The 14,365-nt window shown below is 70.6% G+C and carries 12 protein-coding genes; 5 read left to right on the top strand and 7 right to left on the bottom strand.

The genetic code is table 11. The features are described 5' to 3' along the window. Positions 1–9: 9 nt before the first annotated feature. Positions 10–4,572, bottom strand: a complete 4,563-nt coding sequence (locus ABD289_RS08000) for an ATP-dependent helicase (protein WP_425564614.1) — start codon at positions 4,570–4,572, stop codon at positions 10–12. A 51-nt stretch (positions 4,573–4,623) separates the two neighbouring features. Further along, the gene (locus ABD289_RS08005; protein ID WP_344128314.1) at positions 4,624–4,752 is read right to left on the bottom strand and encodes a hypothetical protein; all 129 of its coding nucleotides are present in this window, start codon (positions 4,750–4,752) and stop codon (positions 4,624–4,626) included. Positions 4,753–4,847: 95 nt separating this feature from the next. Here ABD289_RS08005 and ABD289_RS08010 point away from each other — a divergent pair, with 95 nt between their 5' ends. Further along, on the top strand, positions 4,848–5,042 hold the full coding sequence (locus tag ABD289_RS08010; RefSeq protein WP_344128316.1) for a DUF3046 domain-containing protein: 195 nt from the start codon (positions 4,848–4,850) through the stop codon (positions 5,040–5,042). Positions 5,043–5,257: 215 nt separating this feature from the next. Here ABD289_RS08010 and ABD289_RS08015 read toward each other — a convergent pair whose 3' ends face one another. Next, a complete protein-coding gene (locus tag ABD289_RS08015) occupies positions 5,258–5,992 on the bottom strand; it encodes a DUF4383 domain-containing protein (RefSeq protein ID WP_344128318.1) in 735 nt (244 codons plus the stop codon). A 253-nt stretch (positions 5,993–6,245) separates the two neighbouring features. Here ABD289_RS08015 and recA point away from each other — a divergent pair, with 253 nt between their 5' ends. From recA to ABD289_RS08035, 4 genes are all read left to right on the top strand, one after another. Further along, positions 6,246–7,352: a recombinase RecA gene (gene recA / locus ABD289_RS08020; protein ID WP_344128320.1), complete on the top strand. Its 1,107-nt coding sequence runs from the start codon at positions 6,246–6,248 to the stop codon at positions 7,350–7,352. Between the two features lie 26 nt (positions 7,353–7,378). Continuing rightward, a complete protein-coding gene (locus ABD289_RS08025) occupies positions 7,379–7,981 on the top strand; it encodes a regulatory protein RecX (RefSeq protein ID WP_344128322.1) in 603 nt (200 codons plus the stop codon). 233 nt (positions 7,982–8,214) lie between these two features. Next, a complete protein-coding gene (locus ABD289_RS08030) occupies positions 8,215–9,051 on the top strand; it encodes a DUF4190 domain-containing protein (protein WP_344128324.1) in 837 nt (278 codons plus the stop codon). Positions 9,052–9,194: 143 nt separating this feature from the next. After that, the gene (locus tag ABD289_RS08035) at positions 9,195–9,845 is read left to right on the top strand and encodes an HAD family hydrolase (protein ID WP_344128326.1); all 651 of its coding nucleotides are present in this window, start codon (positions 9,195–9,197) and stop codon (positions 9,843–9,845) included. Positions 9,846–9,920: 75 nt separating this feature from the next. On the opposite strand, the gene eda is transcribed toward ABD289_RS08035, so the two are convergent. From eda to ABD289_RS08055, 4 genes are all read right to left on the bottom strand, one after another. Continuing rightward, positions 9,921–10,544: a bifunctional 4-hydroxy-2-oxoglutarate aldolase/2-dehydro-3-deoxy-phosphogluconate aldolase gene (eda, locus tag ABD289_RS08040; protein WP_344129170.1), complete on the bottom strand. Its 624-nt coding sequence runs from the start codon at positions 10,542–10,544 to the stop codon at positions 9,921–9,923. A 44-nt stretch (positions 10,545–10,588) separates the two neighbouring features. Next, complete coding sequence (gene edd, locus ABD289_RS08045) at positions 10,589–12,436, bottom strand: phosphogluconate dehydratase (protein ID WP_344128329.1); 1,848 nt, start codon at positions 12,434–12,436, stop codon at positions 10,589–10,591. 351 nt (positions 12,437–12,787) lie between these two features. Then, a complete protein-coding gene (locus tag ABD289_RS08050; protein ID WP_344128331.1) occupies positions 12,788–13,669 on the bottom strand; it encodes an amino acid ABC transporter permease in 882 nt (293 codons plus the stop codon). Next, complete coding sequence (locus tag ABD289_RS08055) at positions 13,666–14,316, bottom strand: amino acid ABC transporter permease (RefSeq protein WP_344128333.1); 651 nt, start codon at positions 14,314–14,316, stop codon at positions 13,666–13,668. The genes ABD289_RS08050 and ABD289_RS08055 overlap by 4 nt, the downstream gene beginning before the upstream one ends. Positions 14,317–14,365 lie beyond the last annotated feature (49 nt).

Below are 14,365 nucleotides of genomic sequence, written 5' to 3' on the forward strand. Positions count from 1 at the left end.
CCCTCGACCTCACGCGCGCAGCCGCAGCCCCTTGGGCGCGGTGCGGAAACCCGCGTCGGTGAGAACGGTCGCGAGCCGCGAGTTCCAGGCGCTCTCACCGTTGGCCCGCTCGACCGAGAGCTGGTCGATCCAGCCGTCGCGCACCACGCGGGACAACCCGGCCGCGGCCGTGCGCAGCGCCTGCTCGTCGTCGCTGAACGAGAGCAGGGACTTGCCGCCGCGTTCGACGTAGAACACGATCGCGCCGTCGACCAGCACGACCAGCGCGCCTGCCTTGCGCCCGGGCCGGTGCCGGGTGTCGCCCATCGGGGCGGGCCATTCGAGCGCCCCGCCGTAGGGCTGCGCCGGATCGGCGGCGGCCAGCACGACGGCCTCGCCGGTCTCCCGGTCGTCGTTGGACAGCGCGCGCAGCCGGTCGATCGCCCCGGGAACCGCGAACTGCGCGGCACCGAGACCTTCGATCACGTAGCCGCGGCGGCACCGGCCGGACTCCTCCATGGCCCGCAACACCTTGTACACCGCGGAAAATCCACCGCTGAGCCGCTCGACGTCCAGCGCGCCCCTGGTGAGCACCCCGTGCCGCTCCAGGAACGCCTCGGCCCGCGCGTGCGCCCGCTTGGTCACCCCGGCCTCCGGCCGAGGCGCCAGCGACCAGCGACCGGACACCGTCGGCGGCCCGGTGCGGCCGGGCATCGACGGCCTGCCCGCGCGCAACCGCGCGTAGCGCCCGCGCGGGGCGCTGCGCCGCGGCTTGTGCGCGGCCCCGCGACCGGACACCAGCGCGCGCAGCGGCGCGAGGGTGTCGTTGGTGATCGCACCGGCCCACACCAGATCCCACAGCGCGGTGGTCAGCGCGTCATCGGCGGGGACTTCCCCGCCCTCGGCGACCAGGGCCTCGCCGACCCGGTCGGCCAGCTGCCGGAAGAACAGCGCGCCACCGTCCAATGCGGACAGAACCGCCCGGTGCAGCGGTGAGTCCGGCGATTCCTCGGGCGGGTCAGGCAGCAGCAGATCGGCCACGTCCGTCGGCGCCAGCGCGATCCAGCCGTCGCCGCCGGCCAACGAGCCCGCACCCACCCAGGTCACCTCGCCGGTCGAGGTCAGCTCGTCGAGCAGGGCGGGGGAGTAGCCGGGCAGCCGCGCGGGCAGCACCAGCGACTCCAGCGAACTGGCCGGCACCGGTGCTCCGGCCAGCTGCTCGACGACCGCGTGCACGTCGTCGATCGTCGGCGCTGTCCGCAACCGCGCGCCGATCCCGTGCCAAGCGGGCAGGAACCGTCCCAGCGCGGCGGGCTCCACCGGCTCCACCTCGGCGCGCAACCGCGCCAGCGAGGCCCGCCGCAGCCTGCGCAGGACCTCGGCGTCGCAGTACTCCAGCGTCGCGCCGCCACCGGCGGCCAGCGGCCGGAGTTCGCCGCGCATCAGCCTGCCGGTGCCGGTCAGCCGGTCCAGCACCCCGTGCACCACGGCGACCCCGAGCCCGAAGCGGTGCGCGGCCTGCTCGGCGGGGAACGGGCCGCGCGTGCGCGCGTAGCGGATCAGCAGGTCGCCGAGCGGGTCGGGAACCGGTTCGGTGAACGCCTCCGGCACCCCGACCGGTAGCGCCACGCCCAGCGCGTCGCGCACCTTGCCCGCGTCCTCGATCGGGATCCACCGCTTCTCGCCCGCGATGCGCACCTCGAGCACGCGCCGCTGCTCGGCGAGCTCGGTCAGCCATTCCGGCCGCACCCCGCGCCGCTCGGCCTCCGATGTGGACAGGTCGCCGAGCCAGTGCAGCAGATCCACCGCGCCCTCGGCGTCGCGCGCGTGCCGGTCGGGCGCGAGCCGTTGCAGCTGCTGCTCGATCTCGGCCAGCGCCTCCGGATCGAGCAGCTCGCGCAGCGCCTCGGAGCCCAGCAGCTCCGCGAGCAGGGTCGAGTCCAGGCTCAGCGCCGCGGAACGACGCTCGGCGAGCGGGGCGTCGGCCTCGTAGAGGAACATGCCGATGTAGCCGAACAGCAGGCTGCGCGCGAACGGCGACGGCGCGGGCGTCTCGACCTCCACGACCCGCACCTCGCGCGCGGCGATCTGGCCCATCAGCTCGGTCAGCCCCGGCACGTCGTAGACGTCCTGAAGGCACTCGCGCATCGCTTCCAGCACGATCGGGAACTGCTCGTACTGGGCGGCGACCGCGAGCAGCTGCGCGGCGCGCTGGCGCTGCTGCCACAACGGCGTGCGCTTGCGCGGATCGCGGCGCGGCAGCAGCAGCGCCCGCGCGGCGCACTCCCGGAACCGGGCCGCGAACAACGCCGACCCGCCGACCTCGTCGGTGACCACCTGCTGCACCTCGGCGGGCGGCAGCAGCACGTCCTCGGCGGTGGGCAGCACCTCGGCGCCGGACTCGTCGAGGGCGTCGGCCAGCCGGAGCACGATGCCGTCGTCGGAGGAGGCCAGCTGCGGCTCGACGCCGCGCCGTTCCCGGATCCGCGCGCCGATGGCCAGCGCCCACGGCCCGTTGACCTGCGCGCCGAACGGCGAATGCACGACCAGGCGCCAGTCGCCCAGCTCGTCGCGGAACCGCTCCACCACGATCGTCCGGTCGTCGGGCACGTGCCGGGTGGCCTGCTTCTGCTCGTCCAAGTACGCCAGCAGGTTGTCCTGAGCCCACTCGTCCAGACCCGCGGAACCGATGCGCTCCCGCGCGCCCTCGCCGCCGGCCGCGGTCAGCTCGCGCACGAACGCGCCCAGCGCGCGGCCGAGCTCCAGCGGCCTGCCCGGCTGGTCACCCCGCCAGAACGGCATCCGGCCCGGTGTGCCGGGAGCGGGCGTGACCACCACCCGGTCGTGGGTGATGTCCTCCACTCGCCACGAGCTGGTGCCCAGCAGGAACGTGTCGCCCACCCGGGACTCGTAGACCATCTCCTCGTCGAGCTCGCCGACGCGCGCACCGCCCCGGCCTGCCTCGTCATCGCCCGGAGTGGTCACGGTGAACAGCCCGCGGTCGGGGATGGTCCCGCCGGAGGTGACCGCCAGCCGCTGCGCTCCGGGACGCCCCCGCAGCACGTCGTTGACCCGGTCCCACACGATCCGCGCGCGCAGCTCGCCGAACTCCTCGCTCGGATACCGCCCGGCCAGCATGTCCAGGACCGCGTGCAGCGCCGAGTCGGGCAGACCCGCGTACGGCGCCGCCCGGCGCGCCATCGCGGCCAGCCGGGAGACCGGCAGGTCGTCCATGGCGACCATCGACACGACCTGCTGCGCCAGCACGTCCAGTGGATTGCGCGGGAAAGCGATGGACTCGATCAGGCCGTCGGCCATCCGCTCGGAGACCACCGCGCAGCCCACGAGGTCACCGCGGAACTTCGGGAACACCACCCCGCGCGAGACCGCGCCGACCTGGTGCCCGCCGCGGCCGATGCGCTGCAACCCGGAGGCGACCGTCGGCGGCGACTCCACCTGCACCACCAGGTCGACGGCTCCCATGTCGATGCCCAGCTCCAGCGACGAGGTGGCCACCACGCACGGCAGCTCGCCCGACTTGAGCTCCTCCTCGACCTCGTTGCGCTGCTCCTTCGACATCGAGCCGTGGTGCGCCCTGGCCACCACCGGGGGAGCGCCCGCGCCGATGCCCGAACCCCCGACGGCCTCCGCCGGGAACCGCGTCATCTCCTCGGGCCGCTCGGCGGCCAGCTCGTTGATGCCCGCGGTCAGCCGCTCGGCCAGCCTGCGCGAGTTGGCGAACACGATGGTCGACCGGTGCTGCCGGATCAGCTCCAGGATCCGCTCCTGCACCGATGGCCAGATCGAGGTGGTCTGCTCCTGGTCCGCGCCGTCGCCCGCGCCGAGCTGGGTCAGATCCGGGACCGGCACCTCCACCCGCACCTGGACCTCCTTGGGGTGGGCGGGCTGGATGACGTGGGCCGGACGTCCACCGGCCAGGTAGGTGCCGACCTCCTCGACCGGCCGGACCGTGGCCGACAACCCGATGCGCTGCGCGGGCTGCGGCAACAGCTCGTCCAGGCGTTCCAGGGACAGCGCGAGGTGCGCGCCGCGCTTGGTGCCCGCGACCGCGTGGACCTCGTCGACGATCACCGTCTCGATCCCGCGCAGCGACTCCCGCGCGGCCGAGGTGAGCAGCAGGAACAGCGATTCCGGCGTGGTGACCAGCACGTCCGGCGGCTTGCGGGCGAAGGAGCGGCGCTGGTCGGCGGGGGTGTCGCCGGTGCGGATCCCGACCTCGATGTCCGGCTCCGGCGCGCCGAGCCGATGCGCGGCCTGCCGGATCCCGGCCAGCGGTGCGCGCAGGTTGCGCTCGACGTCGACGGCCAGGGCCTTCATCGGTGACACGTAGAGCACCCGGCAGCGCCGCTTCGGGTCCGCGGGCTTGCCCTCGGCGGCCAGCCGGTCCAGCGCGGACAGGAACGCGGCCAGGGTCTTGCCGGAACCGGTCGGCGCCACCACCAGGGCGTGCTCGCCCGCGTTGATGGCCTCCCAGGCCCCGCGCTGCGCCTCGGTGGGCGCCTCGAAGGCGCCGCGGAACCAGTCGCGGGTGGCAGCCGAGAATCCGTCCAGCACGTCGTTCACATCTCCCATGCTGGACCAGCACCCCGACGTCTCGCGTTGCCGCGGCCGCGGGGTGGGCGGCTACTTCCCGCGGTTCTGCCAGAGGAAGCGCACCGCGAGCGCGATCACCGCGATCAGCGTCGCCGCGATCGCGATCTTGCCGAGCGGAGTGGACAGCCCGGTCGGGTCGGCCTGCATCAACAACAGCACGTCACCAGCCTAGGCGCTCCCGCCCGCCCGCCAAACCGCGGTGGGCGGGCGCTCGCCCGCAACGCGGCCCGCGCCACCACGTAGGCTGGTCGGCGATGCGTCACACCGACTTCCGCTCGCGGATGGCCGAGGAGTTCGGCCGCACGCGGGCAGAGATGCTCGCCCAGGACCACGTCTTCTCCGAGCTGGGCGGGTGCACCGTGGACGAGGCCCTGGAAGCCGGCGTGTCCACCAAGCAGGTCTGGAAAGCCGTCTGCGAAGCCTTCGAGGTCCCCCACACCCGCCGCTAACGCGACACCTTTCCCCGGGGAGAGGCTTCAGCCTGCGGTTTGCGCGGAGGTGGTGACAGTTTTGCCTAAAACTGTCCGGATAAGACGGGCATGATCATGCGACAGTTCTAGGCAAAACTGTCATGCTCGCGCCGCACGTTTCGGTGACGGCGTCGGTCCGATCGGGAGCGCGGCGGAGCCGCTGTTCCGCGAACCGAATGCCTCCTTGGCGCGGGTCAGGAGCCCAGGTCTTCCTTCTTGGTTTCGAAGTCCGCCCAGGGGTTCTGCGAGCTGATCCGCTGCTGCGGGGTCTTGCCCGCCGACTCGTAGGCCTCGTAGGCGCGGCGGCGCTCCTCCTGCATCCGCCGCCTGCGGTCGGTGCTCACCCGGCGCTGCTGCTCGGGGCTCGCATGTCCCTCGGCCACCGCGACCTCGTCGGCGCACATCGGTTCGATCTCCTCGATGCGCCGTTCGTCCGCGCGCAACCGGTCGGCGTCCTCCTGCACCGGGGGCTCGTGATGGCGGTACCGCACGTAGGGGTTGTCCTCGGGAAGTCCGCCGCTGAGCCGCCCGTAGAAGCCGATGAACATCAGCACGAAGCTCGCCGCGAAGCTGAACACCACGTTGCGGAGGTCGAAGGCGAGGATGTTCCAGGCCGTGTTCATCAGCCCGATGTTGACCAGCCCGGACAGGAAGAACAGCACGCCGATCACCGCGGTGGTGGTGGAGGCGAGCGGCCCGCCCCACGCGGCCGCGCCGATCAGGATCGCGCCGACCACGACCGAGATCAAGGCCAGCAGCCCGTTGCTGGACAGGCCCATGACGTCGATCCCCTGGGTGGAGAACAGCGGGACCCGGTCGGTCAGCCCCAGCACGCCGAAGATCAGCAGGCAGGCGCCGAACACGGCCGCCGCGGCCCGGTAGAAGCGGTTCAACGGGTGCTCCGGCGGCAGATAGCGGTCCATGCGCATGATCCGCGCACCTCCTCTTGGCGAGGCGAGGAGCCTGTGATTCCGAGTGTCCCCCTCTGGGCGTCAGATCGCACCACCACACGACCGAGCGAACCGGTCGGCGTGTCGGGCAGATGATCGAACATCCGTTCGTCTAGTATGGGCGGCGCGGGACCGGAGCAGCCGCAAGCCCCGAGAGCCGGATTGTCGGTCCCTAGCCGTAGCGTCTGCACAGACGCGAAAGACCCCAGATCTTCGACCGAGGTGGATCCCGATGGCAGCAGCGACACCGGACAAGGGCAAGGCGCTGGACCTGGCGCTCGCCCAGATCGACAAGCAGTTCGGCAAGGGATCGGTCATGCGGCTCGGTGATGACACCCGGCCACCGGTCGAGGTGATCCCGACCGGATCGATCGGGCTGGACGTCGCGCTGGGCATCGGCGGCCTGCCGCGTGGCCGCATCGTCGAGATCTTCGGCCCGGAGAGCAGCGGTAAGACCTCCGTGGCGCTGCACGCCGTGGCCAGTTCGCAGCAGCAGGGCGGCACCGCGGCGTTCATCGACGCCGAGCACGCGCTGGACCCGGAGTACGCCAAGGCGATCGGGGTGGACACCGACGCGCTGCTGGTCTCCCAGCCGGACACCGGTGAGCAGGCGCTGGAGATCGCGGACATGCTGATCCGCTCCGGTGCGCTGGACTGCATCGTCATCGACTCGGTGGCCGCGCTGGTGCCGCGCGCCGAGATCGAGGGCGAGATGGGCGACAGCCACGTGGGTCTGCAGGCCCGCCTGATGAGCCAGGCGCTGCGCAAGCTCACCTCCGCGCTGTACAGCGCCAAGACCACCGCGATCTTCATTAACCAGCTCCGCGAGAAGGTCGGCGTCATGTTCGGCTCCCCGGAGACCACCACCGGTGGTAAGGCGCTGAAGTTCTACTCCTCGGTGCGGTTGGACGTGCGCCGGATCGAGACGCTCAAGGACGGCTCCGACGCGGTCGGCAACCGCACCCGCGTCAAGATCGTCAAGAACAAGGTCGCGCCACCGTTCAAGCAGGCCGAGTTCGACATCCTCTACGGCGTCGGCATCAGCCGCGAGGGCTCGCTGATCGACATGGGCGTGGAGCAGAGCATCATCCGCAAGTCGGGTGCCTGGTACACCTACGAGGGCGATCAGCTCGGCCAGGGCAAGGAGAACGCCCGCAAGTTCCTGCGGGACAACCCGGACGTGGCCAACGAGGTCGAGAAGCGGATCAAGGAGAAGCTCGGCATCGGGGCCACCTTGGACGCCGAGAGCTCCGAGAAGACCGGGAAGTCCGAGAAGACCGACAAGTCGGACAAGGCCGGTAAGGCTGACGGCGCTGAGCCCGCCCCTGTCGACTTCTGACCCGCCGAGTCCTGATCTGAGCGCGAATGAACGACGAAGGCACGAGCCGGGGGAGCGGGACCCGCTTCCCCGGGCCGGCCGGGGCCGATAGCACCGGCGAGGCCGGGGAGAGCAAGTCCAAGCGCAAGCCGGCCGACGATCCGGCGGCACAGGCCCGCGACGTCGTCTACCGGCTGCTGGCGGTTCGCGCCCGCAGCCACTCCGAACTGCGGCAGGCCCTGCTGCGCAAGGAGATCGACGAGGAAGTGGTCGACTCCGTGCTGCAGAAGTTCGTCGACGCGGGCTTGGTCGACGACGCCTCCTTCGCCGAGGAGTGGGTCAACTCCCGCCAGCGCTACCAGGGTCTGGGCCGCAAGGCCCTCGGCTTCGAACTGCGCCGCAAGGGCGTGGACGAGCAGCACGTGGAAGCCGCCCTGGCCAACGTCGACGCGGAGTCGGAGGAGGAACGAGCCCGAGAGCTCGTCCAGCGCAAGCTGTCCTCCATGCGCTCAGCGGACCACCAGGCGAAAATGCGCCGCTTGGTCGGAATGCTCGCCCGCAAGGGCTATTCCGAAGGCCTCGCCTACCGAGTGGTCAAGGACGAGATCGAATCGGCGGACGAGGCGGACCCCGGCGCCGACCTCCTCTGACGCCGGGAAGCTCCGCACGGGACCGTGGGTCGCAGCTGCGGACCGAAATCGCACCGCACGAGTAACACCCCAGGTGTCGGCCGGCCGACAGCAGGGGTGTGGTCGGTCGCACCGGGGGGCAACGGAGTCGTGCCAGAACTATGGATCTCTGAATTGGGGCGAAAGTCCCTTGAGATTCATGTCCATCAGCAGTCCGCCGGAAGATCTTCAGATAGTTCTACCGATCATTGCTATTGGCCGAGTACCGTGCCCAATCCGGACATTACGCCCTATTGGGCGGAATCGGTGAGGGGCAAATCATGGTGGAAGGGGAGCCATCGCGCGCGACGAGTAATGGGATGGGGACTGCGGCCTTAATCCTGGGGATCATCGGGGTGCTTCTGGCGTTCATTCCGATCATCGGGTTCTTTGGGTTCATCCTGGGAGTTTTGGCGATCGTGCTGGGTGCTATCGGCATCGTTCGAGCGCACAGAGGTACAGCCAGCAACAAGGTGATCGCCTACGTCGGGACGGCGCTCGGTGCGGTGGCGTTCATCGGCAGCCTGGTGGTTTTCGGCGGCCTGATGAGCTCCATCGATGAGAGCGTGCGCGATTCGCAGGTCGGAGCTCCGCGGGGTCCGGCATCCGGGGGTGAACCACAGCCCCCGGCGGCCGGTGGTAGCGGCGATTCCGCGCAGGGCGAGGTGATCAGCCTGGCCTTCGGGCAATCCCACACCTGGCCCGGTGGCGAGACCGTGACGCTCGCCGAGCCGCGGGCGCACACCCCTGACAATCCGTACTCGGGGCCGGCGGGGGACGAGCGTCAGGTCGCGGTGGACGTGACCGTTCGAAACGACGGCGACGACGAGTACGACGTCATGCAGACCAGACTCACCGCCCAGCACAACGGTCGAGTCGCTCAGCAGGCCTACACGGCGGGAGACCCGCTCCCGAACGTTCAGTTGCCGCCGGGTGGTGAGACCACCTTCACCACCGTGTACAGCGTGGGTCCTGATCCGGGCGAACTGCAGATCTCGGTGCAACCGAACTACTTCGCGGAACAAACCGTCTATTACAGAGGTCAGTTCTGAGAGGCCGCTCCGATCGCGGTTCGCGCAGCGCTTTCGGGGCCGTCGAAGTAGGGCTTGCGGCCCGCGCTCGAAAGGTGGGGCGGGTCTCTCGGACTGGGACGGCGGTACCGGTCAGTCGGGGGCGTTTCGTAGAGTGACCGGCTATGGCGACGACTCCACGGCACATCGTGTGGGACTGGAACGGCACTCTCCTGGACGACAACCACGCGGTGGTCTCGGCGGTGAACGAGGTGTGCACCGCGTTCGGACGCGACCACGTCGACATCCACGAGTGGCGGGAGCTGTACAAGCGGCCGCTGTCGAAGTGCTACGAGCAGCTGCTGCGCCGCGAGCTCAGCGAGCAGGACTGGGCTCGGGTCGACTTGCTCTACCACGACGTCTACCGCGGACTGCTGGACACCTGCGGCATGGCCGAAGGCGTCCCGCACGCCCTCGACGACTGGGCGGACGCGGGCGGCTCGCAGTCGCTGCTGTCGATGTGGTTCCACGAGGAGCTGGTCGACCTCGTCACCGCGCGCGGGCTGCACGAGTGCTTCGCCCGGGTGGACGGGCTGCGCAGCTCGATCGGTGGCGGTTCGAAGGCGGCGCACCTGCGCGAACACCTGCGGTTCCAGCAGCTGGACCCCGCCGACGTGGTGCTCGTCGGCGACGTCCTCGACGACGCGCACGCCGCCGACGAAGCCGGCGCCGACTGCATCCTGGTCACCACCGGCGTGATGCACCGGAACAAGCTGGAAGCGGCCGGGTTCCCGGTCGTCGACTCCATCCCCGAAGCGATGAAGCTGCTGGCCTGAGGCCCGTAGCGCGCGACAGGACGCGCAGCAGAACATCCCCGGAGACTCGGTCTCCGGGGATGTTCGACCATCGGCTCAGCGCAGCGCAGCCGCCTCGGCGGCCAGCTGCTCGATCTTGTCCCAGTCGCCGGCGGCCAGCAGGTCCTTCGGGGTCAGCCAGGAACCGCCGACGCAGCCGACGTTGGGCAGCGCCAGGTAGTCCGGCGCGTTGCCGATGCTGATCCCGCCGGTGGGGCAGAACCGCAGCTTCGGCAGCGGTCCGGCGATGCCCTTCAGGAAGGGCACACCGCCCGCGGCCTCGGCGGGGAAGAACTTCATCGCGCTCACCCCGCGCTCGGCCAGCCGCATCGCCTCGGACACCGAGCCCGCCCCGGCCAGGTACGGCACGCCGGAGGCCTCCACGTCGTCCAGCAACCGGTCGGTCACGCCGGGCGTGACCAGGTACTGCGCGCCGGCGTCGGCGGCCTGCTTGGCCTGCCCGACCTCGGTGACGGTGCCCGCTCCGGCCACCATGCCGGGGACCTCGGCGGCGATGCGCTCGATCGCCGGAAGCCCGGCCGAGGTGCGCAGGGTGACCTCGATGGTCCGGATCCCGCCGCGCAGCAGGGCCTCGGCCAGCGGGACCGCGTGCCCGGCGTCCTCCAGCGCGACGACCGGCACGACCGGTGCCAGGTCGAATACATCGGCTGCGGTGTTCATCTTCGTTTCTTCCTCGTCCTCCTGGCGGTGCTTCCCGCCGCCGGTCATGCTCGCACCTCGGAGTTCTCCGGCTGGAGCTGAGTGAACACGCTCGCGCCCTGATCGGCGCGGCCGACCGTGCTGCGGAACGCGGCGAACAGCTCCCGCCCGGTCCCGTACGGTTCCGGGTTCGCCCCGTCGGCCGGTTCCCGGCTGGACAGCTCGTCGTCGGGCACCAGGACCTCCAGGGTCCCGCGCTCGGCGTCGAACCGGACCACGTCGTCGTCGCGCACCTTCGCCAGCGGGCCGCCCGCGGTGGCCTCCGGGGTGAGCTGGATGGCCGAGGGGACCTTGCCCGACGCGCCGGACATGCGTCCGTCGGTGACCAGCGCGACCTGGTGACCCCGATCCATCAGCACGCCCAGCGCCGGGGTGAGCCCGTGCAGCTCGGGCATGCCGTTGGCCTGCGGGCCCTGGTTGCGGATGACCACCACGACGTCGTGGTCGATCTCGCCGGACTTGAACGCCGCGGAGAACTCGTGCTGGTCGTCGAACACCCGTGCCGGGGCGGTGACCGTGCGGTTCGCTGGCTCGACGGCCGACACCTTGGTCACCGCGCGGCCGAGGTTGCCCTCCAGCACGCGCATCCCACCCTCGGGCGCGAACGGCTCGGCGACGTCGCGCAGCACCTCCGGGTCCAGGCTCTCGGCCGGTCCATCGCGCCACACCAGCTCGCCGTCGTCGAGGAAGGGCTGCTGCCGGTAGCGGTCGAGACCGGGCCCGGCGACGGTCTGCACGTCCGGGTGCAGCAGGCCGGCGTCGAGCAGCTGCCCGATCAGCGTCTGCACACCACCGGCGGCGGCGAAGTGATTGATGTCGGCCGAACCGTTCGGGTAGACCTTGCCCAGCGACGGCACCGCCGCCGACAGATCCGCGAAGTCGTCCCAGGTCAGCTGGATACCCGCGGCCGCGGCGATGGCGGGGAGGTGCAGCGTGTGGTTGGTCGACCCGCCGGTGGCCAGCAGTCCGACCACGCCGTTGACGATCGCCTTCTCGTCCAGCAGCTCACCGATCGACGCGCCGCCGTTCTGCGCCAGCCGCACGACCTGGTTTCCCGCCTCGTCGGTCAGCGCCCGGCGCAGCGGCGTGCCCGGGGCGACGAAGCTCGACCCCGGCAGGTGCAGGCCCATCACCTCGACGACCAGCTGGTTGGAGTTGGCCGTGCCGTAGAAGGTGCAGGTGCCGGGGGAGTGGTACGAGGCCGACTCGGCCTCCAGCAGATCCTCCTGCGTCGCCTTGCCCTCGGCGAACAGCTGCCGGATCCGGCTCTTCTCCTTGTTCGGCAGGCCCGAGGGCATCGGCCCGGCGGGCACCAGGACCGTCGGCAGGTGGCCGAAGGACAGCGCGCCGATCAGCAGGCCCGGCACGATCTTGTCGCAGACGCCGAGCAGCAGCGCCCCGTCGAACATCTCGTGGGACAGCGCGACACCGGTGGCCATCGCGATCACGTCCCGGGAGAACAGCGACAGCTCCATGCCGGTGCGGCCCTGCGTGATCCCGTCGCACATCGCGGGCACGCCGCCCGCGACCTGGGCGACCCCGCCGGCCTCGCGCACCGCGTCCTTGAGCCACGCCGGGAAGTCGACGTAGGGCTGGTGCGCGGAAAGCATGTCGTTGTAGGCCGACACGATCGCGACACCGGGCTTCTCGGCGCCCTTCACGGCGAGCCGATCCTGGCCGCTGCAAGCGGCGAAACCGTGCGCGAGGTTGCTGCAGGGCAGCTCGGTGCGGGCGGGACGGTCCTCGTCCGCGGCCGCGCGGATGCGCTCGAGGTAGGCGGTGCGGGTCCGGGAGGAGCGCTCCGCGATCCGCTGGGTGACCTGTTCGATCACAGGATGCAGGGGCGTCGTCATCTCGCCTCCGGAAGGTTGAGCTGGGGAACCGGGCGACGACGTTGGCGCCTCATGGCGGCAGTCACATTAACCGCTTTGTCGCGTGTTTCACAATCGATCCAGCCAGGTGAGATTTCGATCGGTCACGCCGACGTCAAGCGCGCGAAACCGAGAACTGGTAGTGGAGGACGCAGGCTCGAGCACTCGTGCCACTCGCCTGAACTGGGGTTTTTGTCCGAGAACGCGTCCGCCCGAAACCGGCGTGATCGCGGCCTCGCGCTCGCCATCGCGGTGCGGCAGCTGCGGGTCCGGGGAACAGATGAAAGGGGGCGCCTCCGGTTGGAAGCGCCCCCTTCTTCGTGCCGTTCCGCGTCAGGTGGCAGTGCCGCCCGTGCGGCCCGCGTCTTCGGCGTGCACGGCCTTCCCGGTCGACTTGCGCCCACCGCTGAGGCGGTGTTCGACGTAGGTCGCCAGCCTGCTCAGCAGGTAGTTGATCAGGATGAACAGCGCAGCCACCACCACGTAGGTCTGGATCGGGTTGTCCAGCCTCTGAATGATGTACTGCGCGGTCCGGACCGTGTCCTCGTAGGAGACGATGAAGCCCAGGGACGTGTCCTTGAGGATCACCACGAGCTGGCTGATCAGCGCGGGCAGCATGGCCCGGAACGCCTGCGGCAGCAGAACGTTGGTCAGCACCTGCCCCCGGCGCATGCCGATCGCGTAGGCGGCCTCGCTCTGCCCCTGCGGCAGCGACAGGATGCCGGCGCGCACGATCTCGGCGATGATCACCGAGTTGTACGCGGTCAGACCGATGACCAGGTACCACAGCGGTTCCAGGTCGATCCCGAACGAGGGCAGCACCCGGAAGGCGAAGAAGATCGTGATGACCACCGGGATGCCGCGCAGCAGCTCCACGACGCCGACCACGGCCCAGCGGTACCAGGGCGCGCTGACCAGTCGGGTGACTCCGATCAGGGTTCCGATGACCAGCGAGAACACCATCGCCAGTCCGGCTGCGGTCAGAGTGCTGACCAGACCCTCGCCGAGCATGCCCCACAGCGAAGCGAACGTCGCGTTGGTCGGGTCCAGCAGCGGACCCCACTTCTCGGCGGTCATCTGACCCTGCTCGGCCAGCGTGAGCACCACCCAGCCGACCACGGCGAGCAGCAGCGCGCCGACGATCACGCTGTAGATCATCGATCGGCGCTTGGCCTTGGGCCCCGGCGTTTCGTACAGCACCGCGTTGTTGCTCATCGCGCGATCGCCACCTTCCGCTCCAGGTAGCCCAGCAGCAGGCCGGCCGGGATGGTCAGCACGAGGTACCCGAGCGTCACCCCGATCAGCACCGGCAGGGCGGCGAGGCCGCGCGCCGAGGTCAGCGTCTCGCCGACGTAGAACAGGTCACCGCCGACGCCGAAGGCGCCGACCAGCGCCGAGTTCTTGATCATCGCGATGAGCACGTTGCCCAGCGGCGGGATGACGGTGCGAACCGCCTGCGGGAGCACGACCTGACCCAGCGTTTGACCGAAGGTCAGTCCGACCGCGCGCGCCGCCTCGGCCTGTCCGGGCGGAACCGCGTTGATCCCGCTCCGGAGCGCCTCGCAGACGAACGCCGAGGTGTAGAGCGCCAGGCCGATCGTGCCGAACCAGAAGTACGAGCCGTTGAAGCCCAGTTCCGGCAGGCCGAAGGCCATGAAGAACAGCACCACGGTCAGCGGGCAGTTGCGCAGCACGTTGACCCAGGAGGTGCCCGCCGCCCGCAGCGGAGGCAGCGGCGAGACCCGGAATCCGGCGACGATGGTGCCGATGACCAGCGCCAGAACTCCCGCGAGCAGGCAGATGTGCAGCGTGCGGAGAATGCCGCTGGCGTACAGCGGCAGGTTGTCGATGATGACTTGCAAGTTTCACTCCGGGCATGCGATGGGGGTGCCGACCGCGCCGGACGGCACC

Source organism: Saccharopolyspora halophila (assembly GCF_039531955.1).
In the GTDB taxonomy this organism is placed as follows: domain Bacteria; phylum Actinomycetota; class Actinomycetes; order Mycobacteriales; family Pseudonocardiaceae; genus Saccharopolyspora; species Saccharopolyspora halophila.

Coding starts and splice junctions, on each gene's coding strand:
- ABD289_RS08000 (WP_425564614.1), bottom strand. CDS start 4,572: ATGGGAGATGTGAACGACGTGCTGGACGGATTCTCGGCTGCCACCCGC.
- ABD289_RS08010 (WP_344128316.1), top strand. CDS start 4,848: ATGCGTCACACCGACTTCCGCTCGCGGATGGCCGAGGAGTTCGGCCGC.
- ABD289_RS08015 (WP_344128318.1), bottom strand. CDS start 5,992: ATGCGCATGGACCGCTATCTGCCGCCGGAGCACCCGTTGAACCGCTTC.
- recA (WP_344128320.1), top strand. CDS start 6,246: ATGGCAGCAGCGACACCGGACAAGGGCAAGGCGCTGGACCTGGCGCTC.
- ABD289_RS08025 (WP_344128322.1), top strand. CDS start 7,379: ATGAACGACGAAGGCACGAGCCGGGGGAGCGGGACCCGCTTCCCCGGG.
- ABD289_RS08035 (WP_344128326.1), top strand. CDS start 9,195: ATGGCGACGACTCCACGGCACATCGTGTGGGACTGGAACGGCACTCTC.
- eda (WP_344129170.1), bottom strand. CDS start 10,544: ATGAACACCGCAGCCGATGTATTCGACCTGGCACCGGTCGTGCCGGTC.
- edd (WP_344128329.1), bottom strand. CDS start 12,436: ATGACGACGCCCCTGCATCCTGTGATCGAACAGGTCACCCAGCGGATC.
- ABD289_RS08050 (WP_344128331.1), bottom strand. CDS start 13,669: ATGAGCAACAACGCGGTGCTGTACGAAACGCCGGGGCCCAAGGCCAAG.